Raw genomic sequence first — 25,225 nt, forward strand, 5'->3', positions numbered from 1 at the left:
AACTAAAACAAGGATCGTCGCACTAATCACAAAGTGCGACGATCCTTTTGTTTGGAACTTTTTATGTAAATCCAGTGGTTTACATCAGTTTTATTTATTTGTAACTTCTACAGTTGCTTCCTTCTTTTTTGCAAGATACTTCTTAACTGCGAAGAACTCAAGACAAGCAAGGATAAGTACAAGAAGTACATCTACTGCAAACAGGATCTTTTCCCATGTAGGAAGGCCTGTGCTGATATCTGAATCATATGCACGGCTGTTAACTACTGTGTAAAGGATGTTATGAGATGCAGTTCTCATTGCGATCACTGATGTAGCGCTTGTCTGATCTGTAACTGTTGACTGAGGTGTTGAATATGTTGCAAGCATAAGATCGCAGCCGTTTCTGATCATTCTGTCAGAATCCTGGTAACCATATCCACCGAAGTAGTCTGTTTCAGCAAATCCTCTGAAGCCCCACTCACCACGAAGTACTGTGTTAAGTAGTGCCGAACATGCCTCAGCAGGCTCAACACCTATGTTATTGAATGCAACCATTGTTGCACCCGGATTAGCATTCTTGAATGCGATCTCGAATGACTTAAGGTAGATCTCACGCATGGACTGCTCGTTGAGCCATGTGCAAAGGAGTCCTGTACGGTTAGTCTCCTGATCGTTAGTTGCGAAGTGCTTAACGTATGAGTATACGCCCCACTCTCTCGCACCGTTTACAGCATTTGCACACATCCAGCCTGCAAGAACGCCATCTTCTGAATAGTACTCGAAGTTACGTCCTGCAAATGCAGATCTGTGAGTATTTGTAGCAGGAGCATACCATCCTGATACATCCATATCATTAGCCATGCGGCCGATTGACTGACCAAATGCAAGAGCAAGATCCTTGTTCCATGTGCATGCGATCATAACTGCTGCAGGGAATCCGATAGAACCCTGACCTGTGAAGTTATTGTTAATAGAAGCAGGACCATCACAGTCGTAAGTCATAACCTTACCGATAGAATCAATAGCTGATGTCTCATATCCGCCAAGCTCGATAAGAGTGTTCATCTCTTCTACTGTAAGCTCATCAAGAAGCTCATCCCACTTAGGATCATCATATTCAAGACCGCGAAGATCCTTGAGCATAACGCCGTTCTTAGCACCTGTTGTAGGCATTACATCAGAATCATTGTTGAAGTTTGTAGGATCATAGTTGGTCTCATTGTAATAATTAGCCTTATACTCATCAGCAAGCTCATAAGAAGAAGGAGCAGCAGTAGCTTCAGCATAGTTTCCAAATCCGTCTGCACGTGAAAGGTATGTAACATCACCTTCTGCAAACTGGAACTGGTTTGTAGCAGCAACCTCATCGGATGCACGCTTACCCGACTCATCATAAACAACTGTAGATGCTACAGAAACAGTATCTGTATCGATCTTGTTGTGTGAATCAGAGTTGATAGAGATCTCATAATCTCCTGCTTCAAGAACATAGCATCCCTCGCCATATGTATCGTATGAAGCCATATCCTCAAGAGCAAATGTAACTGTTACAGTCTCAGATGCACCAGGCTCAAGTGTAGATGTCTTAGCAAACTGGATAAGGTTTGCTGCTGACTTTTCAATACCACCATTTGTATAAGGAGGATTGTAGTAAACTTCTACTACGTCCTTACCTGCTACATCACCTGTGTTAGTTACTGTTACATCAAATGTTACGTTTGTACCGTCATTTGTGATTTCGCCCATCTCCTGGGTAAATGTTGTGTAAGAAAGACCATAGCCAAATGGATAAACAACTGTAGCGTCATAATCAAAATCCATGTTACCTGCAAGGCTTTCTGCATAAGCTGTCTCATAGAAACGATATCCAACATAGATACCTTCTACATAATTAACAAATGTAGGATAAGCTTTACCGCCTTCAGCGAACATGTTATCTACACCATACTCTTCCATATTAGTGTAATCAAAATCGCCAAAGTTGTTAGCTGTAGGTGTAGCAAGAAGATCTGCTACGAATGTATCTGCTGTCTTACCAGAAGGATTAACCTTACCAGCAAGGATCTCTCCAAGTCCGTCAAAACCTGTCTGACCTGTTCCAGGGCAGTAAAGAACTGACTTGATCTGTGAATACTCATTTACAAAGCCAAGCTCCATAGCGTTAGCTGAGTTTACAACTACGATAACATTATCAAAGTTAGCTGTTACTTCATCAAGAAGTGCCTGCTCTCTGTTTGAAAGCTCAAGATAAGACTTTGAAGCATCAAGGTCATCTTCCTGGTCAGAGTAGCGAACACCTGAAGCTCCGAACATTCCCTCTTCTGAGAATGTATCCTCACCATCATAAGATGTTGGAAGGTCTGCTCCCTCACCGCCTGAACGAGCGATAAAGAAAATTGCTGTATCAGAGAAATTCTTGGCATCTGTGATAAGGCTGCCATACTCTGAAACTGTAGGTTCAGGAATTGTCCAGTCCTGTCCCATCATACCAACTGTAGGTCTTGCCTGTCTCCAACCTGTGTAGAAGCCTACAAGATCCTTATTGTACTCAATACCGGCATCTGTAAGACCTGTAAGGAAGTCTACTGTAGGATAAGCATCAGATAATGCTCCAGAACCTGTACCACCATAAATAGGATTTGTTGAAGACCAGCCAAATACATTGACCTTTGTGCCTTCTGCAAGAGGAAGTGCTGACTCCTCATTCTTTAAAAGAACGATTCCTTCTTCAGCAATCTCTGTACAAAGAGCTTTAGCCTCTTCAATAGCGTCGTTTGAAATAGTACCGCCGCCCATTGCCATGTTTACCATTGAGTAAACAGGTCCAAGTAAAATAGAATTAACTACTACGATTACTACTAATGCGAAAACAAGCCATGTCTGCTTTCTGATAAAGCCCTTTAACGGCTTCTTAGCTTTCACCGCACAGATAGTTACGATGATCGCAAGTACTAATGCCACACCCAATACTATAAGTTGTGGAATCATTGTTTGTATTACGGCGATAACGTCCGCAATATTGATAGATAACATTTTCCCTTCTCCTTCCTCTGTGAAAAAAATTAGTAGTGGAATCTATCTCAAAGCTTTTTCAAGCTTTAAGTACATTATTTTGCTTCCTGCTTTGGTGTCTCCGGGAAGATGATCTTGTTTACAAAGAAAAAGACCACCATTGAAACACCGCCATTAAGCACTGTTGTTCCGATGTTATAAAGCCATGCCGGAACAAACATTCCTGCAACTGCAACCCAGATACAATTAATCGAGTTAACAATGCATGTGATCACGATAAATGCTGCAACATACCATGCAATCTGCTTGCCGGGCTTATCATGATTTCTAAATACAAATACCTTCTGAATAGGGAAATTGATGCACTCACCAATTACCATTGCGATCATGTAGGCTGTAAAGTAAGCAAGTCCTCCATGCGCCTGATCATAGCCAAGGATGTTCCAGTCAAAGGTCTCTCCTGCGATAGTAACAGGGATCCCCGGCCATCCAAATGCTCTGTCTCCAAGAAATGCAAATGCTGCCGGCAAAAAAGTAAGCAGTAAATACTTGAATACCGTGATCAGGTTACTTACGATCACAAACAGTCCGCCTTCACGAACCCATTTGGCAGCTGCAGGATGTTTAGCTGCAAAGCTATTCCATAAATTCATATAATTCCTCCATATAGTCTGCTGTTTTATTATTTATATTCACAGGTTCTTTTATCCTTGAATTCTTAAATACACAGACTTACTAATCATTCCTCGTGCAAAAGTCTCTTTTCGTACTTCTTATTCGCACTCTGGTTTCTAAAGAAACCTCCGATAACTCCCGCAAGGCCCTTGAAAAAGTGTCCGTTAGCGATCATAACGATGCTCTCGACCATCTGCCTTGATACCATTCCGCCTGACATCTTGCAGATAGCCCTAAATGGCATGTTATAGATGAACATGATGTTAAGATCTGGAATGCCCTTTTCATAAGACTTATCAAGTTTTTTCTTAAGTACCTTATAAACCATTCTGCAAATGCCGCTCTTGGCGTCTTTCATCTGACACAAGGCATCATTGATATCAAGTGGTCCGACCTTTTCTTCTGGGAGAGGCGCGGCATAGAGTTTTTCAAATTCTTCGTAGTGGACATTTCTGACTTTTCCTGTCTTATAGCTTGGAAGATCATCGATGTTATAAGGAAGCTCTGTAGTAGTTCCTTCTACGAAAATCTCTCCTGTAAGAGCTATATCCCTTACGTTTGCACCAACATATATCTGATACTCTCCGCCTTCTATCTCCCACTTATTAGAAACAGTTGAGAAATAGCGGAAGGTCTTGTCATCAAATGGAATCATGACCTCCACTGACTGGCCAGCTTTGATCCAGACTTTTTTGAAGCCTTTAAGCTCTTTTTTAGGTCTTATAAGGCCTGTTTCTCTTTTTCCAACATAGAGCTGAGCTATCTCTGCGCCATCGCACTTACCGGTATTAGTAATAGTGAACCTTACGCCGCCTTCACCTACTGTCAGGTCTGAATACTCAAATGTTGTATAGCTAAGGCCGTATCCAAATGGGAACTGAACTTTTACATCTGCTGTATCGTAGTATCTGTATCCAATGAAAGGTCCTTCTCTGTACTGAAGATTTCTCTTATCCTGATCTGAATAGTTTACGACTACTGTATCTACATATGAGAAAGGATAAGACTCTGAGAGCTTTCCTGTAGGCACTTCCTTACCGATGATAATGTCAAGAAGAGCGGATGCTCCTGCCTGTCCTGTCAGGTATCCGTGGAGAAGTCCCTGAAGCTTATCAAGCCATGGCATCTTCACTGCAGAACCTGCGCTCATGACACCAACTATATGCTTGTTATATGTGCTAAGCTCTTCAAGCTCTTTGATCTGATATTCAGGAATATCCATAGACATTCTGTCTGCGCCTTCGCTCTCTGCGATCTCATCAAGACCGAAGAAGAACAAAACAACATCTGCCTTTTCAGGGTCATCTACAACTTCAAATGCATAATTTTTAATCTCTTCTGCAATAGTCTCAACTTTGGTTGAATTAACCTGTGAGCTTCCTGAACCCTGATAGCGTGGCTTATTTACAAAAGGTCCTCTCAGGCACACCTTAGTACCGCCTGCAAGAGGAAGGATATCGTCATCATTTTTAAGAAGAACTGCAGAATTTACTGCTGCCTTTCTTGCTATGTCATGATGAGCCTTCTTATCAAATCCCTTAGTATGATCATTTTCTTTAAAATAAATAGCTGCCTCGATAATAGGAAGGATTGCTCTGTCGATCTCTTCTTCCGTGATCTGGCCTTCGCCCTTGGTTGCTGCTTCTATCAGCTGCCTTGCAGAATCAAGACCCGGGTTTGGCATCTCAACGTTAGACTGGCATTTAACACCTGCAACGTGGTCATTACTTGCACCCCAGTCAGTAACAACTATTCCATCAAATCCCCATTCTTTTCTAAGAATATCTACAAGCAAATGTTCATTTTCATTTGCATACTTACCATTTACTTCGTTGTAGGCAGACATGATCGCCTTAGCGCCGCCTTCCTTAACAGCAATCTCAAATGCTGTCAGATAGATCTCACGAAGCGTACGCTCATCTACAACTGCGTTCATTGCCATTCTGCGGTACTCACGGGAGTTAACTGCAAAATGTTTAGGACAAGAATAAATGTGTCTGCTCTGAATACCTCTTACATAAGAAGCTGCCATCTTACCTGCAAGAATCGGATCTTCACTAAAGTACTCAAAGTTTCGGCCGCAAAGAGGTGATCTCTTCATGTTAAGTCCGGGTCCAAGAAGTACATCAACCTTCTGGGCAAGAGCTTCTTCACCAAGCGCTGCACCTATCTCTTCGCCAAGACTTGGATCCCAGCTGTTAGCAACTGTTGCCGCTGTTGGAAAGCATGTTGCAGGAAGAGATGCGTTAAGTCCCAGATGATCTCCCGCTCCTTCCTGACGTCGAAGTCCGTGAGGTCCATCTGAAAAAGAGATTGACTGTATTCCTACGCGCCCAATATCGCGTGATTCCCACTCATTTTTACCGCTCAAAAGAGCTGCCTTCTCTATCAATGTAAGCTTTGAAAGTATTTCTTTAGCGTCCATGTACATCCTCCATTTATTTCTCTATGTCCATGTAACTGACATGGATAATCTACACCATAAAAACTCAAAAAAAATTGTCCGAAGGATAACTGGTAGAAATCCTCGGACGATTTGTAATTTTCAAATGATTTGCATATATAGAATTTTGGGTATAGCGGAGTATTCCTGAGGATGGGGGTTAATAAATGATTTTATGGTCATGAAAAGTATATATAATTCAAGGCGTGATATCTGGAATAAATATATTCCGGGATTCACAAACTCGCTTCGCTCAAACAGGTGAATCCCAAACAGAATATATTCATTCCATCTATCAAGCTCTTGAATTTAATATACTTTTCAAAGACCATAAAATCATTTATTAACCCCCACCCTCAGGAATACTCAAGGTATAAGTGAAATTTCATATATGTAAAACCAGTAAGATATTTAATTGTTTACAATATTTTAATATATTTAAGAGTGGTTTATTGATTTATTTTTCAAAAAAATTGTGATAATGTAGAGAACATGATTAATGTATGTATTGTTGAAGATGAGTTAGATGCAGCTCATCTGCTAGAAAGTTATATAAATAAATATGGTGAAGCCAAGCATCAGAAGTTTGAGGTAACGCATCTGCCTGATGGCATGGACCTTGTTGATGATTACAAGGGGCAGTTTGATATCATACTGCTCGATATCCAGATGAAGTTTTTAGATGGTATGGCGGCTGCTGAGAAAATCAGGAAGCTTGATCCGGATGTTGTTATCATATTCATCACTTCTACTGTTCAGTATGCTGTTCAGGGATATGCGGTTGATGCGCTTGGTTATGTTCTTAAGCCGGTTCCTTATACTCAGTTTGAGCAGATCTTTGATAAGGCTATCATAAGGGTTCAGGCCAGACAACAGCACATTTATATCAAGGTTTCAGTTGATGATGGAAGGCAGCTTAAGCTTGATTGTAACAATGTCATTTATATTGAAAGTCAGCGCAATAATGTTATCATTCACTGCCTTGATAATAGTTATGTGACTCAGGGACCTTTAAAGAGATTCGATGAAATGCTTATGCAGCACGGTTTTAGCAAGTGCCATAACGCATATCTTATCAATCTGTCCTGTGTTCATGCGGTGCAAAAAGAGGAAGTAGTTCTTTCTAATGATGTAACTCTTCCTATCAGCCGTGCCAGAAAAAAGGATTTTATGGCTGCACTCACGGAGGATATTCTTTAAATGTATTTAGTTGAATTTATTGATCCGGCTCAGATTCAGGACACCCCAAGATTTTTTACCGCTTTAGCTGAATGGCTGGCGGTTTTTATTTATTTTAATATCTATAAGAAAAAAAGATATGACAAGATCTATGTACTCCTTCTTATCGGGACCTTTTTAGCTCAGGTCGGAGTTCAGTTTATAGCGGGTATGCTTCCGCTTGGCTTTTGGATTCCTTCTATGATAAGTGCTGTTGTACTGATGTACATATCACTTTATGTGGTGCTTGATATTAAGAGGAGTGACTGCGCAGTTCTTGCAACGCACGCTTTTGTTCTTGCTGAGTTTACAGCCAGTCTCTATACGCAATTGTACGTCTGGAGTGTGTGGATCACAGGTCATGAGGGATTTATTGGATCTTTCATATGTATGGCAATAGTATATACAGCTGTTTTCGTTATATATTATCGTTTTGAAAAAGGTAATGTTCCTTCTGACAGAAATCTTAATGTCACAACCAAAGAAATGATAAGTGTTCTTGCAACAGGAATCGGTGCATTTATCATGTCAAATATCAGCTTTGTAAACAGTAGGACTCCTTTTTCTGCGACGGAAAATATGCTGTATGTACGTACACTGGTCGATTTCGGAGGGCTGCTTATGCTGATGACTGAGATGGGACGAAGGAATGAGCTTGCTCTCAAAAAAGAAAGTACAGCGATCAATCAGCTTTTCCAAAAACAGTATGAGCAGTATAAGCAGACAATAGATAATTCTGAAGCTCTTCGTAAAGAGATGCATGATATGAAGCATTATGTCATGGCCCTGAAAAACGAGGATGATCCAAAACGAAGGGCTGAAGTCCTTGCTGATATGGAACAGGCAATAGCCATTCAGGAATCCTTTATGAATACAGGAAATAAGGTTCTTGATGTAGTGCTTACGACCAAAAGTCTCCAATGCCAAAAGAAAGGTATTACTTTAAATGCTATGGTCGATGGTAAGCTCCTTTCTGATATTCATGTTAAGGACATCTGTTCCTTGTTTGGAAATATACTTGATAATGCGATTGAAGCAACCCAGCAGGTACTGGAGCCTGATAAGAGACTTATAACGCTGTCTGTACGAAGCAGAAACAGCTTTATAATAGTTGAATGTGATAATTATTCAGAAAGCGCTAATGTATGCCTTTGTAATGAACAAAAAAGAGGTATCTTCAGAAATGATAACCTGCCAAGGACTACAAAAGTAGACAGTGTAAGGCACGGATACGGTCTTAAATCAATAGCTCAGGTTGCAGAAAAGTATGGAGGTGCCATGAACTGCAGCTATGAAGAAGGCTGGTTCAAAGTTAAAGTTCTACTGGCAGCCGGAGATATATAGTAAAAATAGTATTTTTTATAAAACGAAAATAACATGATAAAAAGCAGACCGAAAATGATCCGATCTGCTTTTACTTTTGATAGGTTATTTATGCTTATCGATTTCTATATGCTTATCTTATATTTTCTTTTTATTTTCCTTTTCGATATTAGCAATAACAGGAAGCACAAGTCCAAGTATGATAAGAACAATAGGAGTGATTACATTAAGTGCAAATGTTGTATGATTCTTATCGTACATCTTCAGGATACAGCTTGCTAATGTAAGTGCGAAACACCAGCATCCAAAGAATATAGCAACTGCCTGATTCTTAACAAACTTGTACTCAGGATTGAACTTATCTCTAGCCTTACGAAGCATGATGTATGCAAAGAATACCCAAAGGTAACGAAGTGGCATACATACTGAATTAAGCTTTGTAAGCTGTGTAAGAACCTCAGCAGCACCAGATCCAAATGACTGAATAAGGATGATCGCGCCTGAAAGAATAGCTACCATGATGATACCGTTAACATAAGCGCCCTTGTCGTTCTTCTTAAGAAGAGCTGAAGGGATGAACTCTCTTGAATCTTCGTTATCAAGAAGCATTCTAAGAGGAGCATCAATACTGATAACAAGTGTTGAAAGCTGTCCGATCGCATTGCAGATAGCATATATGATCATAATAGCATTTCCAACATGATAGTACTCACCAAGCTTCTGGAATGCCCAATATGATCCGTTTGAGTTATAAGAATTGAAAGATTCTTCGGACTCGTTGATCACAGCAGGATCAAACATCATTCCCATAGCTATTGTTCCAAGGATAGCGCATATAACTACCATGATAGCAAGTAAAATCATTCCCTTAGGGAAGTTCTTGCTTGGCTTTTCAACCTTATTTACATAAGGAGAGATCTTCTCACAACCACCAACTGCAAATACAAGGATTGAAAGAGATGTAAAGTATTTCCAGTTAAAAGTCGGGATAAGTGCCTCTTTTGTAAACTCCATTGATACAAATCCAGCATTTGGATTGATCACCGGTGCAGCGAACATCATGAGAATATAAAGAATTGACATGACGAACATAGATGTACCAGCGATTGTAGCAAGCTTCTTAAGTGGGTTAAGACCACGAGAAGCGATATAGCAGAATACAAGTAAAACTACTAAAGTAACAAGCTGAACAGCCCAAGTCGGGAAGCTGTCATATTTCTCACCATTCTGGAACACAGCCCAGCTAAGAGCCTTAAGACCACCTGATGACTTTGAAGCAATATAAGTAATGTGGCATGCCCAATATGTCCAACCAGCATAGTAAGCAAGCTTAGGACCTGTAGTAGAGTGGATCCATGAGCTTACACCACCACCGGATTCCTTAAATGCTGAACCGAGTTCTCCAACCATAAGTGCATATGGAATGAAGTACAGAGCGAACATAAGGATCCAGCTGAAGATAACCTGAATTCCGTTGAAATAAACAAATCCGTTTAAAACATTTCCGAACCCCCAAACAGTTGAAAACGCAATGAACGCAAGTGTCATTCCTGTCATTTTCTTTTCTTGTTTCATTGTTTTTATTCCTTTTCCCTAGAAGTTTTTTCTGCGATCAAAAGCCATATGTATTCTTAAGTTTTTCTGCCAAAAAGCAGAAGCACTTAACTTACGCATAACTTCAACGCAGAAAAGTAATTATAACGCTATTACGAGTAAATGACAAGTTAAATCAAGTATTTTGATATATTTTGCTACGCCAACGCGCCAACGTTTTACCCCTTCAACGCTCTTATGCTTTATAGTGATAAATATAAATGCTTATTTTACAGGGAATTCCAAGTAAAATAATAATCCCCTACGATTTACCAAAGTAAAACGTAAGGGATTTTTAAACTTATCACAATTTCGATCAGGCTTTTCTAACAAGTGCCCTCGGCACTGTCAGATGTAATCTTCTTCTGGGGCTTACCTCTGCTTTTCTCATCCATACGCCGCTAAAGAATCGCAACATACACACGATACTTGTAAGAAGCCAGGTTGCACCTGTTGTAACCCATACTGACCAGAATCCGAAAAAACCGAAAAAGAGCATAAAATGAGAGAACAGAATTCTTCCTGCCACCTCTGTGATACCGTTGATCATAGCAAAGCCTGCATCACCGCATCCATTTAACAGTGCCCTTGGAACATAGATCATACCAAGCGCAAGATAAAACGGACTGGTTATTTTTAGTGCTGTGTAGCTCATCTTTATTACTTCTGCATCTGATACGAATATCCTTGAAATACCCGCACCAAATATATACATTACTGCCACCATGATGCAGCTAAATCCTGCGACAAGGCCTGCTGCCTGCCAGAAGCCCTTCTTAACTCTTTCAATATTTCCGGCTCCAATATTCTGACCAGCATAGGTCATAAGCGCTGTTCCGATAGAATTATAGGGCTGCTGTACAAGCTGCTCTACTCGGCTTGTTATGGTAAAAGCAGCTACGACATTTTCACCAAAGCTGTTAACAACGCCCTGAAGCACCAGGCATGAAACAGCGATCATTGATGACTGAAGTGAAAGCGGAACTCCAAGGCGGATCTCCTGCTTTATATAATTTCTGTCAGCCTTACGATCCTCTTTTGAAACCTTGAAATATTCAACATTTCTAAAAGCGTATACATAAGCCACAACAGCTGATGCATACTGGGATATGATAGTCGCAAGGGCTACTCCCACGACTCCCATGTTGAAATTAATAACAAATACCAGGTCAAGTGCGATGTTCAGTATACTTGAAAAGATAAGAAAGTACAGAGGAGTCCTTGAATCTCCAAGAGCACGAAGCGTTGCAGCAACGCCATTATAGAGCGTTATTCCAAGGATTCCAAGGCATGTGACCCTGATATATGCAGTTGAATCATTGATTATAGTTGATGGCGTATCCAATAGTCTTAAAAGGACCGGCGCTAGGAAAAAAGCTATTGTCGTAATAAGCACAGACACGGTCGTAAGCACATAATAAGAACTTGCAATCGTCTTGCGGATTCCCTGCTCATCCTTAGCCCCAAATCTGTGAGATACCAGGATTCCCACGCCATTGGACAGACCAAAACTTAGGGAAAAGAACAAAAAGTTCATGGAACCACATGCACCAACCGCAGCAAGAGCTGTTTTTCCTACATATTGTCCTACAACAATTGAATCCACCATGTTGTAAAGCTGCTGGAACAGATTACCGATCACAAGCGGAATCGTAAAAATAAGGATATGCTTAAGAGGACTACCCGAAGTCATATCTACGATCTTATATTTTTTCATAATTAATCACTCTCTCCTTTAAATTCAAATTATATTCGTGCCTGTCATGAATAACTCTCTACTTTCAATCTCATTTTTCTCATTTTTTATGAAAAAAATATAAAATCTATATCTTATAGATAGAAAAAAGCGTATGATGAATATCAGCAAGAAATGTGCTCAAAGCCGTATAAATGCAGTGTTTATCAGCTTTATCAAGATTTTGGTGTTTATCATGCGCATTAAAAAACTTCAAATTATTAAAGCAAAAAATAAGCACTTAAAAACATTGAAATTAGTCACTCGCAACATGAGGTTATGTAATGGAAAATATACAGGAAATCCTTAATTTAGACTTTGATGTAAACGTAATACCAACAGAGAATTATCCCCTCAATTACCCCGTCCATTGGCACAAAGAGATAGAGATAATCTATTATCCAAAGAGCTCCGCTGTAAGCGATAGCCCTATAACAGAAATCTCCGGCAAGGAATACTCTTTAAATCCCGGTGATATCCTGCTTGTATGGCAGGGAGAACTTCACAGGACCATAAAAAATGCTGCCAAAAGACTTATAGGTTTTCAGTTCGACTCTGCTCTTTTGCAAAGTCTTAATGACTTTATACCCTATATTCCTAAGCTAAGAAGACTTCACCTGCTTAAATGCAGCGAACATCCGGACCTTTTGCAGTCTTTATCAGAATATCTTGATAAGATCTGTGATCTGGATAAAGACCAGGATTCTTTTTACAGAGTAAGGAAAATAATAAACCTTCTGGAATTCATGACCGTTTTGTGCAGGGAAGCGGATAATGCCTATGATAAGTCAGCTTATACACCTGACAGCATCAATTCCGAAGCCCTCTATAAGATACAGAAATCCTGCGTCTATATAAATAAGAACTGCAATCAGGATCTGTCTTTAAATGACGTAGCCTCCATGGCGGGATTTAGCCCCAACTACTTCTCCAGGATGTTCAAAGAGACAACAGGCTACAATTTCGTTGAATACCTGATGATAGAAAGGGTTAGGAAAGCTCAGAGATACCTTGGAGATGATTCGATTCCTATCACGGAAGTTGCCTATCTGTCAGGTTTTAAGAGCATCTCGACTTTCAACAGAGTCTTTCACCAGATCAAGAACTGCTCACCAAGCCAGTTCCGTAAATATATGGTTACTGTGTGAGAACGCTGCATCTGCAGGATCGTCCAAGCCATTGATAAACACTTCGTTTCAGAGGATACTGACGACACTAAAATTTGATGATGACTATCATAAAGCATTACTATATAATGGTTAAGTCGTGAATTAATTAACCATTGGGGGGAGTATTTTGAAACTTATCAATGAAAACTATAAAGCAAAGGCCAGAATGTCTTCTACCCAGATCATCGTTCTTGGCTTTTTGCTCGCTATCATAGTTGGAGCAGCTCTTTTGATGCTTCCATTTGCTACTGCACGTGGCCAGCACACAGGCTTTTCCACAGCTATGTTTACTGCAACTACTTCAATCTGTGTTACAGGTCTTGTAGTTGTAGATACCTTTTCACACTGGTCAATCTTCGGCCAGATGATAATCCTTATCCTTATACAGATAGGTGGTTTTGGTGTTATCACTCTTTATTCTGAGATAATGATCCTTTTGAAAAAAAGGTTCTCTCTAAGCACCAGACTCCTGATTCAGGATTATTACAATCTCGATTCCATACACGGACTTATAAAATTCCTGCGAAGGGTAATAAGAGACACGCTCCTTGTTGAAGGCGTAGGTGCGGTTCTTTATTCTTTTGTATTCATCCCTAAGTTCGGATTTTTGAGAGGTCTATGGATATCTATATTCAATTCCGTATCAGCTTTTTGTAACGCCGGAATGGATGTTATAGGTCCCAATTCCCTTATCGATTACAACACAAATGTAGCAGTAAATGCCATAACCATCACTTTGATCGTACTTGGCGGTCTTGGTTACGTCGTATGGTTCGATATCATTGAAACTGCCAAGATCAGCTATAAGCGAGGATACAATTTTATAACCTTCTGGAAAAAAGTTAATGAGCACACCAAACTGGTCATCAGCCTTACACTCTTTTTACTGATAACAGGAACACTGTTTGTACTGTTCTTCGAATGGAATAACCCAAGAACAATTGCAGATCTTCCTCTGGGTAATAAGATCCTTAGCAGCTTCTTCCAGTCAGTTACATTCAGAACTGCCGGATTTGCCACTCTCCCACAGGATCGTCTCACACCATCGACCTGCCTTATTGGCTGTATCTATATGTTCATAGGCGGATCTCCTGTTGGTACAGCGGGCGGAGTTAAGACAGTTACGATATTCGTACTTTTTATGAACTCAGTATCTTTTATCAGAGACAGAAAAGAAGCTGTAGTCTTCAAAAGGTCTGTTTCTCCAAAGCTGATAAACAAAGCTACTGCGATCATTACATCAAACCTTATCATCACTTTTGCCCTGATAATGGCACTGATGCAGACTGCAAGAATTTCTCTTTTAGCTGCTACTTATGAAATTTTCAGCGCTACAGGAACAGTCGGATTATCAAGAGGACTTACACCTAACTTAAGTCTATCCGGAATGATAATAGTAATGATCGGCATGTATGCGGGAAGAATAGGACCTATATCCATGGCGCTGTTCTTCAAGACATCACACGCTGACAAGAACGATATTAAGTATTCAGACGGACACTTTATAGTTGGATAAAAAAGAACATTTCAAACTTCAGGGAGCTATATTACCTGATAGATTGATCATATGGAGGATTTAATAAAATGAAATACAATTCATTCGTAGTACTTGGACTTGGAAAATTCGGTCAGGCGATCGCTGACAAGCTTCTTGAAAGCGGCGCTGACGTTATGGTAGTTGATAATGACGAAGATATAATCGAGCAGTATTCAGCTAAAGCCACTGCTGCTATAGAAGCTGACCTCACAGACCCTACAGCCATTAAAGCAATGGGAATCTCAAATATAGACTGTGCTATCATCTGCATGGGTATGAGCCTTGAAGCAAGTATCATATGCACTATGGTAGCTAAGGAATGCGGCGTAAAATGGGTCGTTGCAAAAGCCGGAAGCGATAGAATGGGCCAGGTTCTTACCAAAGTCGGAGCAGATGAGATCATCTATCCTGAAGAAGAAAGTGGAATCAGGACTGCAAAAAGACTTATCGCAAGTAACTTCCTTGAGTACTTTGACGTAAGTGATGAGCTTTGCCTTGTTGAGATGGTGCCAAAGGATAAATGGGTTGGAAAGACACTTAAGGAGCTCAATCTCAGACAAAAATACGGGGTGAACGTTATTGCCATAAAAGACGGCAAGGTCGAGGAATCCGTTGATCCGGACAAGCCACTTAAGGCTTGCAATCCGCTCATCATGATCCTTCACAAGAACAACCTGTCTAAGCTGGATCGCAGCATACATTCTTGATGCATGCAATGGGACGGCAGATGCCCCTGAAATAATCCTCGAGCTACCTTGCCACTCGTCGTAGGGGCTTTTGCAGTTCGCATTGCATTTATATTGAGGACGATAAGTTGCTTTACGATTAAACATACGATGCCCCTGAACACTCCTCGTACGGATTACGCTCGAGGATTATTTCAGGGGCATCTGCCTGTTTTACTGCGATATTCAAAACGTTTTGGTTAATTGGTTCTAATGTACTGTCTCGGACTGCTTTATCGTTAATGCGTAATAGAGCAATTTATAGCCGAGCATTTGGGTTAATTAATGATGAGACATTCCACCTAGTAAAGTTATTACGTATAGTTCAAAGCTTAAAGGCTTATATCTACGGAGCCTGCCTGGGCGCCTGTGTCAACAAAGGCGGTTGGAGCTGGTGTTGGTGATGGCGCTGCCGACGCTGTAAAAGCGGGCATTGACATGTGTGAGGAGCCCGTACCTATTGATGGAGTTATGCCTTTCTTATCTTCAAGGTGTTTGAACATTCCTTTTAGATAGTCCATGTTAGCTTTTACGATTGCCTTATTCTCAGAAGCTCTGTGCCTTTGTTTAACTTTCTCAAGCTCTTCTTCGCTCATGTGGGGGTTGATGAGTTCCATTTCTTCGAGCATTTGCATGGTTTCTTCAAGCATTTCTAATTGTTCTTCGCCGAAGTTTGAGATCATTTCATTTATAGATGCAAGTTCCTCATCTGATACTTCCATGCTGCTTTCTCTGATGCTGTCCATGACTTCTTCTATCATGTCCTGTCTTACTTCAAAGATGGCGTCTTCCTGTTTGGATAGCTCATCTTCTGCTGCAAGGGTCTCCATGGAGCGGATGTTTTGTGCCTGGTCTTCTTCTTTGTTTAGTTTCTCATCAAGCTTGTGGGTGTTTTCTGCGTATTCTTCAAGTTCAAGGTGGTGTTTTTTCTTGCGGGCAGCCATTTCCATTCGCTTAGCATGAGTGAGGGCTAATTGAAGCTCTTCAGGGTCTCCGTCGCCTTTACTTATCATGCGCTTAACTTCAACAACTTTTCTCTTAGCGCTAAGTACTGCCTGACCAGCGCTTTGCGAGGTTTTAGCTCTTACTATTTTATTGGCTACGTCTTTGTAGTTATATCTTGTAACTTCTAATTCTTCTTCCTTTTCCTCTTCATTTTCAGGCGCTCCTGAGAGTTTTAAGAAGTCATCGATACTACTTGGCGATATAGGGAAATCCGCATTTGGATTCGTAAGTTTTTCCTGCTTGATCTGCTGTTTTCTCAGTTCGTCTTTCTTCATCTGACGAAGCTGATCATGGATACGCTTAAGTTCTTCCTGTTCTCTTCTTTTAGTATCTTCCTTTATGCCTTCTGATATACCTTGATATATTTCTGATTTAGAGGTGCTACCTGCTACGGATAAGCCATTGCCTGAAGTATTCCCGGACACAAAAACACTGGAAGAAAAGGAGTTTGCAAACCTGTCTCCTTTACTTCCGGATTTATTGTTCAAACTATTATATAAAGCTGAATAAGCCTCAATCCTGAAACTTCCTGCCATAGCGCTTACCTCCTTGTAACGCACATATAAATACATCCTTGCCAGCAGGATATAATGATAGTTTTCTCTATCTATATATCGGTAAACAGCCTCTAATTATTAACTGAAACTATCTTATAATCAGAATCTGGAATACATATTAGATGAGCTGCCTTTTATTTGATATCTTTTTTTAAAGACTTAAGATACTCTTCTTTTAAATACTATATATCTCAGTACTTCTGTATTCTTTCGATCAAATCCATGTAATCGCCGCAGTACTTACTGTAAACGCCCTCGATTACTTTCCTGAATCGCTCCTTTTCATTATCTGAAAGATAAATTATCTCGCAGCCGCCTTCAATGACACGTTTCCTTGATACTTCTTCCCTCTCCTTCCAGAGCTCTCTTTCGTACAAAGCTGACTCCTGTGCGGAGGAGGTAATTATCTCTTTTTCCTCGTCGGTAAGCTTATCGTAGGTTGTCTGGGATATAAGCTGGAGCTCAGGAATCCTTGTATGTTCATCGACGATATAATAAGGCGCCACCTTATAATGCTCCATGGATTCATAGCTTGAGAGGTTATTCTCAGCCATATCGACACGCCCTGTCTGAAGAGCCGAATATACCTCATCAAACATAGTCGGATACGGAACAGCACCAAGGTCTGTGATAATATCCTCCATAATGTCAGACTCCTGAATACGTATGACCTTGCCGCTGATATCTTCTAAGGTATGTACCGGCTCGCTTGAATAGAAATTCCTGACGCCTGCATCATACCAGGACAAAGGAACCATCCCCGTTCCTTCAAAAGAATCCATTATCTCCTGCCCAATATCACCATCAAGGACCTTCCACATATGGTCTGCATCTTTGTACAAATAAGGCATGACAAGGACATTGGCTTCAGAGTTGTACTCAGTAAGACCTGACATGGATGCTCTGATAAAATCAAGTCCGCCTCTTGTAAGTTCTCTTACAAGGTCAGGTTCGTCGCCGAGTTCGGAATCCGTATAAACCCTTATCTGAATACGGCCCTTGGACTTTTGATGTACAAGGTAGGCGAACCTGATAGCGCCAAGAGAAGTCGGATAGTCTTTGGCCTGATTCTCAGCATATGAGAACACATACTTAGGGCTTACATCCTTATACTCTTCGCAGATAGTCTGATATTCAGGGGCTATATCTTCTTTTGAACTGCTACTTCCGCACCCTGGAATGCACATAACAATAAGCGTAACTGCTATAGCTACGCAGACTATTCTATATATGATCTTATTAACAAAATCTCTTCCTGCCACTACTTGCTCCGTTTAAGATCTTATCTCAAAAGTCAATTCCTACTTAGTTTATGATCTCATCTACAAAGTCAATTCCTACTACTTGCTCCGTTTATGAATTCATAAAGATCCCTATGCTGTCCCTTTAAAATCCTTTCAGTAAGTATATATGCATGCTTCCCATCAGGCACAGGAACCAGCACAAAAGGCCTGTTAACAGTAGCTTTATAATCTTTCCATTTTATCAGCTGATTGTGATTCTGAACTCTAATATGCATACCTGCTTCATCAAAACAAAGCTCAGTATCACAAGATGTACTTTCCGCCTGCCTAGAAGACTTCAAATATATACATACAGGCTGAATTACAGGGAACAAAAGCAGTCCAACAACCATTATACCTTGGAAAAAAATATGAGAATCGCTCCATCTGCTTGCAATAAGAACTACCATAGCTGCAGTGAATATGATATTTACAAGTGCAGTCCACTGGCTGTAGATGTTAGTCATATTGAAAAAGAAGAAATCCCCCGCAGTATTTCTATACTTATACTCATATTTCATTTGCTTCCCCCTTTTATAATAACCGTATTATGCAGCATTAATCAACGACATACAAAAAGTATCGATAAGGCCCTCTGCCTGTGACAGCAAAGGGTCCAAAGTTTTTTTCCTACAAAGTATAGCCAAGAAGCTGAGGTATTATGAGGCTTATCGCAGGAATGAATGTAATGAGGATAAGTGCGATTATCATCATCACATAGAATGGAAGCTCGGCCTTAACTACCTTCTCCATGGGCTCTTCAGCAATAGCTGAACCTATGAACAGAACTGCTCCGACAGGTGGAGTCAGAAGTCCGATACCGCAGTTGAGTACCAGCATGATGCCATACTGTATAGGATTGATACCAATAGCGGTTGCGATAGGAAGAAGGATTGGTGTTGAGATCAGGATAATAGGTGCCATATCCATGATCATACCAAGTATCAGAAGTATCAAATTCAAAAGGAGGGCAATCACATATGGATTCCTTGATACTCCCGTTATAGCTCTGGCTGCGAGCTCCGGAACATGAAGAGTTGTAAGACAGTAACCGAATACATTGGATGTTGCTATAAGTATCAAAACTATAGATAAAGTATCAATACAGGAATCGATTACTTTCCATACTCCTTTCCATGTAATTCCCTTGTAAACATAAACACTTACAAGAAGTGAGTAGATAACAGCAATAGCCGCTGATTCTGTAGCTGTAAATACACCGGCTACAACTCCGACTACTACAATAAGTATTGCAGAAAGGGCCCAGATAGAAGTGGTGAATTCCTTCCAAAGTCTACCAATGCTGAATCTTTCGCCCTTTGGATAATGTCTTTTTTTAGAAATGATATATGATCCGATCATAAGACATACAGCAAGAAGTGCTCCAGGAAGATAGCCTGCAAGGAACAAGGCTCCAACTGAAAGGCCGCCGGCTGTTGTCGCATAGATGACCATGTTGTGAGAAGGTGGAACAAGCATACCCTCTACTGAAGATGAGATCGTAACTGCTGTAGAGAAATCCTTGTCGTAGCCTCTGTCTACCATCATCGGGATCTCAAGTGATCCAAGAGAAGCTGTATCAGCTGCTGCAGATCCTGATATTCCGCCAAAGAAATAGGAAGCTACGATATTAACCATTGCTAGTCCGCCTGTCATCCATCCTACGCAGGCATCTGCAAGATTTAAAAGTTTTTCCGAGATACCGCCCGATCCCATAAGTACACCCATGGTGATGAAAAACGGAACCGCCATAAGTGAAAAAGAACTGATGCCTTTGATCATCTGCTGTGAAAGTGTTGCAAGGGGAAGCCCCTGATAAGCAAGACACAGTATAGATGATATAGCAACTGAATAAGCAATCGGAAATCTCAAAAATACCATTACCAGAAAGCTGATAAGCAGGATGGCGATAGCTGTAGTATTTATAGTCATGCCTTATCCTCCTTTTCCTTAACAAAAAATCTTTCGAAATCAAGAACAATTCTTTCCACTTCAAAGAAGATCATAGCTACACCTGCAAGTGGAATCGGGAAATACATCCAGAATTTAGACAGCCAGGGCATACTGATATATGAGCCCTTAGCTCCTATTGAAAGTGCGTACTTCCAGCCAACAACAAGCATGATGATAGCAAGGATAAGAACTGCTATATCTGCCAAAAGGTCAAGTGCGATGATGAGATTTTTAGGAAGATATCTGTCAAAAGATGTCATCCTGATGTGTGCGTTTCTCTTTATGGCAAGTGATGCTGACAAAACTGCCATATAAGCCATAAGAGTAAGTATGAGCTCCTCGCCCCAGTTTGGAGCAGGAATCACTTTAATATAACGAGCCAGAACGATCCAGCTTGTTATCAGAATATCCGCAACCAGCAAAGCTTTACAAATGTTCAGAAATATCTTGTAAACAAGCTGATATACGGGTTCTACTTTTCTAAGTGTTATAAAAAATCCAGGCATATATAACCCCCAATCATAAACTGCGAACTACTGTATACAAAACAGCACACGGGCCCCGGAATTACCTAAGTCATAATCTTTTCAAAGAGCATAACTCATCAAGATTCCGAGGCCGTGAACTATATTTTTAGTAAATACTGTTTCAATTATTTAGCCATATCGAGAATCTGCTGATAGATATCTGCAAGATCTCCTGTAGCATACTGTTCTACGATTGGTTTACATGCTTCCTGCCAAGGTGTCTTATCTGTAACTTCGATTATGTTACGGCCATCAGCCTTGAGCTGCTCAAGAACTGCTTCTTCCTTCTGCTCTGAAACTTCTCTGCAGTAATCAGAAGCGATCTTGCCTGCATCAAGGATTACCTGCTGCTGATTCTCTGTAAGCTCGCCCCATGACTTCTCTGTAATGATAGTCATCATAGCGCCAAGTGTATGTCCATCAAGTGTAAGGTTAGGACCTACTTCGTCAAAAGAGTTTGACTGATAGTTAACTGTTGGCTGCTCTGCGCCATCGATAGTACCATTCTGCATGGATGGATAGATCTCTGCCATAGATACAGGTGAAGGTGTTGCACCAAGGTTCTCAACCATAGCTGTCATAACAGGGTCATTAGATACGCGGATCTTCATATCTTTCATATCATCAGGTGAAGAAATAGGCTTATCAGATACTGTGAAGAAATGACGGAATCCTTCTTCGCCATAGTAAAGACCCTTAACACCAAGGCCAAGCTCTGAAGACTGATTCAGGAAATCCTGAGCAAGTTCAGAATTAGCGAACGTCCAGAAGTGATCTCTATCCTGGAAAGTATAAGGAAGTGAAAGAAGTGTTGCCTTGTCACAACCATATGAATTAAGAGCAAATGCTGAAATACGGCAGATATCAACTGTTCCTGTTCCGCCAAGCATACCATCAAGGATGTCTGCTTCAACGCCAAGAACACCACTGCCCTGAAGATCGATAGTAATAGAACCGCCAGACATGGCTTCTACTGCTTCTTTGAATTTCATATCCATGGCACCGCAGATTGTTCCATCAAGTGGATTAACCTCTGCCATTGTAAGTGTTACAGCAGGATCAGCTGCTGCAGCTTCGTTAACTTCATACTCAGAACCTGTTTCACTGGCACCTGTATCTTCAGTACTCTCTTTAACTTCCTGAGTGGTGTCCTGAGCGGTGTCCTGTGTAGCACCAGCGCCAGTCTCTGCAGGTGCATTAAGTCCGCAGCCGGACATCATTGCTACTGCGATAGATGCGCTCATTAAAGCACTAAAAAGTTTTTTTCTCATGGTCTTCCCTCCCGCCTATGATCGGTTACAGAATTGAGAGTTTCCTTATAAACTCCGTTTTTCTGTAACTTATTTATTGTTTACAAGCACATTATATAAGCGGAAAAAAAGGCCAAAAATAGCAATATTTTTACATCAGATAGTAAAATCTTAACCAGAATTTTAAATTACGTATAATATAAACAATATACAGAAGGTATTTATGTACAATATACACAATAGCAGAGAAGATTCCTGGGGATGGCAGTTGATAAATGATTTTATGACCATGAAAAATAAATTGAATTCAAGGCATGATATCTGGATATTTATATTCTAGGGTCCGAAACTCGCTTCGCGGGGGCATGCGGACCCTGAAAAGAATATAAATATCCATCTATCAAGCTCTTGAATTCTATATATTTTTCAAAGGTCTTAAAATCATTTATCAACTGCCATCCCCAGGAATCTTCAAGTACTTTGTCGATATTCACTAGGCAGAACTTTCATAACTCTTTTAAATACCTTAGTAAAGTAGTTAGAATCTTCATAACCTACATTTTTACCTATATCCTTTACGCTCATTTTAGTTGTCTTTAATAACTCCACAGCCTTCTTAATTCTATAGTTGGTAAGAAAGCTTATGAAACTTTCACCGAAATGCTGCTTAAAAAGTCTGCAAAAGTAAACTTCCGAATAAGCGAATTTTTCTGCCATAACTTGTACGGAGAGTTCTTCACTATAGTTTCTTTCGATGTATTTTAGGATCGCATCAGCTGTGCTTGCCTGGGTTCTGGCACTGGCTTCGCAGAGTTCCAGAAGACGCCTTGAATCGTGATTTTTACTTACTCTTATGGCTTCTTCTACGGAGAGAACAAGTTCTTTTTCATCGCAGGGTTTTAAGAGGTATTCTAAAGCGTGGACAGATATTGCCTGTCTGGCGTAGTCGAATTCGTTGAAGGCGGTGAGGAAGATTATGCTGCACTCACTCCCCATCTTTCTTATGGCTTTGGCGGCGTCGAGGCCGTTCATGCCGGGCATTTCGATATCGAGGATCAGAAGGTCTGCGCCTTTTTGCTCGTACTTATCAACGACTTCTCTTCCATTCTCTGCAATTGTTATCTCGCAGCTATCTCCAAAGTTGTCTATAAGTTTTTTGCGAAGAACCATTCGTTCTATCATTTCATCATCTGCGATCAGGATCTTATACATATGGTCACCGTTGTTCCTTTTCCTTGAGTACTGTCAACTATAACTTTACTATTTGTATACAGACTGTTTATCCTCTTTTGAACATTAAAAAGTCCGATGCCTGTATGTTCCTGGGTTACAGAGATTGACTTTGCATTAAGCTCATCAACCTTATCCTTGGGCATTCCTGCTCCGGTATCCATAACGCTTATGTAGAGCGCATCATCTTCTTTCCAGGCCGAAAGTTCTATTCTTCCACCTTCTTCCATGTGAGCAATTCCATGAACGACGGAATTCTCAACAACAGGCTGAAGCAGAAAAGCAGGGACTGTGATACTGTTTGTATCAAGTTCCTCCGATATATTTTTGGTATACATAAGTCTTGATCCGAATCTCATCTTCTGGAGATACATATAGTCGTCAACAATGCTTATCTCCTGAGACAGGGATACAAACTGGGAACTGGTTCTAAGGTTGTATCTGAAAAGATGTGAAAGGCTGGTTATCATCTTCTGGGTCGTATCTGCATTTTCAAGTTCTGCCATGCCGGATATTACATTAAGGGTATTAAAAAGAAAATGCGGATTGATCTGGCTTTGAAGAAGGTCCAGTCTTGCAAGGTTGAGCTGCTTTTCTATCTCGACCTTTTCCATTTCTTCTTTATGGACACGTTCCGTAAGCTCCTGATTTTCATGAAGGGTAGTGATGTGCTCGGACATGGCGTGCTTCATGATATTGAAGGTATCTACAAGTTCTCCGATCTCATCCTTATTCGACACCTTTATGTCAGGCGAATCAAATTTTTTCTCAGAGATATCATGAACACCTTCCGCCAGCTTCTTAAGAGGCCTTGTAACAGTCGCTGACAGCACTCTTCCAAAAGCTATTGTCAGAAAAAGACCTATAGTACTGATAATCACAAGAGCAAGGGGAAGTCTGTCGATAAGTGTAACCTTTTTGGAATAAAGAGCGCTGCCGTCTTTGACAGTGATCCTGGTAAGATCCTGAATGTAAGAATTGATGTTATCCTGCATATCATAAAGGTCGTAGATTTTCTGATTGAGCTCGCCATTTAGTATCTCTTCAATGACTTCATCTCTCTGGGATTCATAGTAGTCATAGGCGTTCATGATCCTCCAGGTCCTTGCATATCTCTCAGGGCCAATCATGCTGTAAATGTAGGGAAGAGCTGTAATGCATGCTCTTGTGTGAAGGCAGGCTTTTTCGTAGTTTTCGCGGTTAACGTCTATATCGCTTCGCATGTATTTTTCAAAAGCATCGTTCTCTTCTTCAAAAGCAGTCTGGACATTAACGCACTTGGTGAGGTCTGAAAGAACGGTTCCAAGCTCTTTGATGGAACCGCCAATTATGAACATGTTAAAAACACCTACCGCAACGATCAACACAATGATGGTAAGTGAGTAGATTCTTGTCTTTCTTTCAATTGAGAGTTTAAGCCACAGATTCTTCATATTGTTTCTTTGTTAGTCGGTGCCCGTGGAAGGCAGTTAATAATTTATAATTATCAATAGTAAATCAGGAGTATATCTTCAGTATAAATAGTTCAGATTTTCCCTTTTATATTATTTATAACTATGCTTATATATTGATAGCATATCATAATAAAAGTAAACACAACGGAGGTATAGTATGAAAAATGATAGATGGGTTTATCACAAGGATGCAATTGCTCAGGATCTTGGCAATGGCGTAGTGAGACGTGTTCTGGCTTACAGCGGCGATGTAATGACTGTTGAGAATCATTTTGAAAAAGGCGCTGTGGGAGCCCTTCATCACCATCCTCATACTCAGATAACTTACGTGGTAAGCGGTAAGTTTGAGTTTGAAATTGAGGGTGAAAAACACATTGTAGAAAAAGGCGACACACTTCTTAAGACAGACAGCGTTGAGCATGGTTGCGTATGCCTTGAAGAGGGAATCCTTTTAGATATCTTTGCCCCATACCGTGAAGATTTCGTTAACGACTAATCCCCCATACCTCATATTTCAATTTATTAATAACATGTTTTAGACAACAATAAAAGCC

At 40.5% G+C, this 25,225-nt stretch carries 19 protein-coding genes; 6 read left to right on the forward strand and 13 right to left on the reverse strand.

Annotated features, from left to right (window positions below; translation table 11 throughout):
* Positions 1 to 90: 90 nt before the first annotated feature.
* The 3 genes from WAA20_RS13850 to WAA20_RS13860 all read right to left on the reverse strand — a co-directional run bounded on the left by WAA20_RS13850 (position 91) and on the right by WAA20_RS13860 (position 6,094).
* Complete coding sequence (locus tag WAA20_RS13850; protein ID WP_073385495.1) at positions 91 to 3,015, reverse strand: glycoside hydrolase family 3 protein; 2,925 nt, start codon at positions 3,013 to 3,015, stop codon at positions 91 to 93.
* Positions 3,016 to 3,089: 74 nt separating this feature from the next.
* Positions 3,090 to 3,647: a GtrA family protein gene (locus WAA20_RS13855; protein ID WP_073385497.1), complete on the reverse strand. Its 558-nt coding sequence runs from the start codon at positions 3,645 to 3,647 to the stop codon at positions 3,090 to 3,092.
* An 86-nt stretch (positions 3,648 to 3,733) separates the two neighbouring features.
* Positions 3,734 to 6,094 carry a glycoside hydrolase family 3 C-terminal domain-containing protein gene (locus WAA20_RS13860; protein WP_073385498.1) on the reverse strand — a complete coding sequence of 787 codons (2,361 nt, stop codon included), beginning with the start codon at positions 6,092 to 6,094 and terminating at the stop codon, positions 3,734 to 3,736.
* Positions 6,095 to 6,604: 510 nt separating this feature from the next.
* Between WAA20_RS13860 and WAA20_RS13865 the strand changes: the two genes are divergently transcribed.
* Both WAA20_RS13865 and WAA20_RS13870 read left to right on the forward strand, forming a co-directional pair.
* Positions 6,605 to 7,312 (forward strand): LytTR family DNA-binding domain-containing protein, encoded by a 708-nt coding sequence (locus tag WAA20_RS13865; protein ID WP_073385500.1) that lies wholly within the window; start codon positions 6,605 to 6,607, stop codon positions 7,310 to 7,312.
* Positions 7,313 to 8,674, forward strand: coding sequence for a sensor histidine kinase (locus WAA20_RS13870; protein WP_081373664.1), 1,362 nt, complete (start codon positions 7,313 to 7,315; stop codon positions 8,672 to 8,674).
* Positions 8,675 to 8,791: 117 nt separating this feature from the next.
* Here the strand turns inward: WAA20_RS13870 and WAA20_RS13875 are convergent, their stop codons facing one another.
* Together WAA20_RS13875 and WAA20_RS13880 are read right to left on the reverse strand one after the other, a co-directional pair.
* On the reverse strand, positions 8,792 to 10,228 hold the full coding sequence (locus WAA20_RS13875) for an amino acid permease (protein WP_073385501.1): 1,437 nt from the start codon (positions 10,226 to 10,228) through the stop codon (positions 8,792 to 8,794).
* A gap of 334 nt (positions 10,229 to 10,562) precedes the next feature.
* A complete protein-coding gene (locus WAA20_RS13880; RefSeq protein ID WP_073385503.1) occupies positions 10,563 to 11,963 on the reverse strand; it encodes an MATE family efflux transporter in 1,401 nt (466 codons plus the stop codon).
* A 302-nt stretch (positions 11,964 to 12,265) separates the two neighbouring features.
* Between WAA20_RS13880 and WAA20_RS13885 the strand changes: the two genes are divergently transcribed.
* From WAA20_RS13885 to WAA20_RS13895, 3 genes are all read left to right on the forward strand, one after another.
* Positions 12,266 to 13,129, forward strand: a complete 864-nt coding sequence (locus WAA20_RS13885; RefSeq protein ID WP_073385504.1) for an AraC family transcriptional regulator — start codon at positions 12,266 to 12,268, stop codon at positions 13,127 to 13,129.
* Positions 13,130 to 13,277: 148 nt separating this feature from the next.
* The gene (locus WAA20_RS13890; protein WP_242951139.1) at positions 13,278 to 14,666 is read left to right on the forward strand and encodes a potassium transporter TrkG; all 1,389 of its coding nucleotides are present in this window, start codon (positions 13,278 to 13,280) and stop codon (positions 14,664 to 14,666) included.
* Positions 14,667 to 14,734: 68 nt separating this feature from the next.
* Positions 14,735 to 15,394, forward strand: coding sequence for a TrkA family potassium uptake protein (locus WAA20_RS13895; protein WP_073385506.1), 660 nt, complete (start codon positions 14,735 to 14,737; stop codon positions 15,392 to 15,394).
* Positions 15,395 to 15,744: 350 nt separating this feature from the next.
* On the opposite strand, the gene WAA20_RS13900 is transcribed toward WAA20_RS13895, so the two are convergent.
* The 8 genes from WAA20_RS13900 to WAA20_RS13935 all read right to left on the reverse strand — a co-directional run bounded on the left by WAA20_RS13900 (position 15,745) and on the right by WAA20_RS13935 (position 24,650).
* On the reverse strand, positions 15,745 to 16,953 hold the full coding sequence (locus tag WAA20_RS13900; RefSeq protein WP_073385508.1) for a hypothetical protein: 1,209 nt from the start codon (positions 16,951 to 16,953) through the stop codon (positions 15,745 to 15,747).
* Positions 16,954 to 17,165: 212 nt separating this feature from the next.
* On the reverse strand, positions 17,166 to 18,236 hold the full coding sequence (locus WAA20_RS13905; protein ID WP_242951140.1) for a TRAP transporter substrate-binding protein: 1,071 nt from the start codon (positions 18,234 to 18,236) through the stop codon (positions 17,166 to 17,168).
* 68 nt (positions 18,237 to 18,304) lie between these two features.
* Positions 18,305 to 18,778 carry a hypothetical protein gene (locus WAA20_RS13910; protein ID WP_073385509.1) on the reverse strand — a complete coding sequence of 158 codons (474 nt, stop codon included), beginning with the start codon at positions 18,776 to 18,778 and terminating at the stop codon, positions 18,305 to 18,307.
* Positions 18,779 to 18,887: 109 nt separating this feature from the next.
* Positions 18,888 to 20,189, reverse strand: coding sequence for a TRAP transporter large permease (locus tag WAA20_RS13915; RefSeq protein ID WP_073385511.1), 1,302 nt, complete (start codon positions 20,187 to 20,189; stop codon positions 18,888 to 18,890).
* Positions 20,186 to 20,716 (reverse strand): TRAP transporter small permease, encoded by a 531-nt coding sequence (locus WAA20_RS13920; protein ID WP_073385512.1) that lies wholly within the window; start codon positions 20,714 to 20,716, stop codon positions 20,186 to 20,188. The genes WAA20_RS13915 and WAA20_RS13920 overlap by 4 nt, the downstream gene beginning before the upstream one ends.
* A 146-nt stretch (positions 20,717 to 20,862) precedes the next feature.
* Positions 20,863 to 22,008 (reverse strand): TRAP transporter substrate-binding protein, encoded by a 1,146-nt coding sequence (locus WAA20_RS13925; protein ID WP_073385514.1) that lies wholly within the window; start codon positions 22,006 to 22,008, stop codon positions 20,863 to 20,865.
* A 450-nt stretch (positions 22,009 to 22,458) separates the two neighbouring features.
* On the reverse strand, positions 22,459 to 23,199 hold the full coding sequence (locus WAA20_RS13930; protein ID WP_073385516.1) for a response regulator: 741 nt from the start codon (positions 23,197 to 23,199) through the stop codon (positions 22,459 to 22,461).
* The gene (locus WAA20_RS13935; protein ID WP_073385517.1) at positions 23,184 to 24,650 is read right to left on the reverse strand and encodes a histidine kinase; all 1,467 of its coding nucleotides are present in this window, start codon (positions 24,648 to 24,650) and stop codon (positions 23,184 to 23,186) included. Before WAA20_RS13935 ends, WAA20_RS13930 begins: the two co-directional genes overlap by 16 nt.
* 178 nt (positions 24,651 to 24,828) lie before the next feature.
* On the opposite strand from WAA20_RS13935, the gene WAA20_RS13940 reads away from it, so the two are divergent.
* A complete protein-coding gene (locus tag WAA20_RS13940) occupies positions 24,829 to 25,167 on the forward strand; it encodes a cupin domain-containing protein (protein WP_073385518.1) in 339 nt (112 codons plus the stop codon).
* Positions 25,168 to 25,225: the final 58 nt, after the last annotated feature.

The organism is Butyrivibrio fibrisolvens (assembly GCF_037113525.1).
GTDB lineage: Bacteria > Bacillota > Clostridia > Lachnospirales > Lachnospiraceae > Butyrivibrio > Butyrivibrio fibrisolvens.

What these genes read in the sequence shown, in the direction of transcription:
- WAA20_RS13895 (WP_073385506.1), top strand. Translation starts at nt 14,735, where the DNA reads ATGAAATACAATTCATTCGTAGTACTTGGACTTGGAAAATTCGGTCAG.
- WAA20_RS13850 (WP_073385495.1), bottom strand. Translation starts at nt 3,015, where the DNA reads ATGTTATCTATCAATATTGCGGACGTTATCGCCGTAATACAAACAATG.
- WAA20_RS13860 (WP_073385498.1), bottom strand. Translation starts at nt 6,094, where the DNA reads ATGGACGCTAAAGAAATACTTTCAAAGCTTACATTGATAGAGAAGGCA.
- WAA20_RS13855 (WP_073385497.1), bottom strand. Translation starts at nt 3,647, where the DNA reads ATGAATTTATGGAATAGCTTTGCAGCTAAACATCCTGCAGCTGCCAAA.
- WAA20_RS13875 (WP_073385501.1), bottom strand. Translation starts at nt 10,228, where the DNA reads ATGAAACAAGAAAAGAAAATGACAGGAATGACACTTGCGTTCATTGCG.
- WAA20_RS13910 (WP_073385509.1), bottom strand. Translation starts at nt 18,778, where the DNA reads ATGAAATATGAGTATAAGTATAGAAATACTGCGGGGGATTTCTTCTTT.
- WAA20_RS13920 (WP_073385512.1), bottom strand. Translation starts at nt 20,716, where the DNA reads ATGCCTGGATTTTTTATAACACTTAGAAAAGTAGAACCCGTATATCAG.
- WAA20_RS13940 (WP_073385518.1), top strand. Translation starts at nt 24,829, where the DNA reads ATGAAAAATGATAGATGGGTTTATCACAAGGATGCAATTGCTCAGGAT.
- WAA20_RS13935 (WP_073385517.1), bottom strand. Translation starts at nt 24,650, where the DNA reads ATGAAGAATCTGTGGCTTAAACTCTCAATTGAAAGAAAGACAAGAATC.
- WAA20_RS13930 (WP_073385516.1), bottom strand. Translation starts at nt 23,199, where the DNA reads ATGTATAAGATCCTGATCGCAGATGATGAAATGATAGAACGAATGGTT.
- WAA20_RS13865 (WP_073385500.1), top strand. Translation starts at nt 6,605, where the DNA reads ATGATTAATGTATGTATTGTTGAAGATGAGTTAGATGCAGCTCATCTG.
- WAA20_RS13885 (WP_073385504.1), top strand. Translation starts at nt 12,266, where the DNA reads ATGGAAAATATACAGGAAATCCTTAATTTAGACTTTGATGTAAACGTA.
- WAA20_RS13925 (WP_073385514.1), bottom strand. Translation starts at nt 22,008, where the DNA reads ATGAGAAAAAAACTTTTTAGTGCTTTAATGAGCGCATCTATCGCAGTA.
- WAA20_RS13915 (WP_073385511.1), bottom strand. Translation starts at nt 20,189, where the DNA reads ATGACTATAAATACTACAGCTATCGCCATCCTGCTTATCAGCTTTCTG.
- WAA20_RS13900 (WP_073385508.1), bottom strand. Translation starts at nt 16,953, where the DNA reads ATGGCAGGAAGTTTCAGGATTGAGGCTTATTCAGCTTTATATAATAGT.
- WAA20_RS13880 (WP_073385503.1), bottom strand. Translation starts at nt 11,963, where the DNA reads ATGAAAAAATATAAGATCGTAGATATGACTTCGGGTAGTCCTCTTAAG.
- WAA20_RS13870 (WP_081373664.1), top strand. Translation starts at nt 7,313, where the DNA reads ATGTATTTAGTTGAATTTATTGATCCGGCTCAGATTCAGGACACCCCA.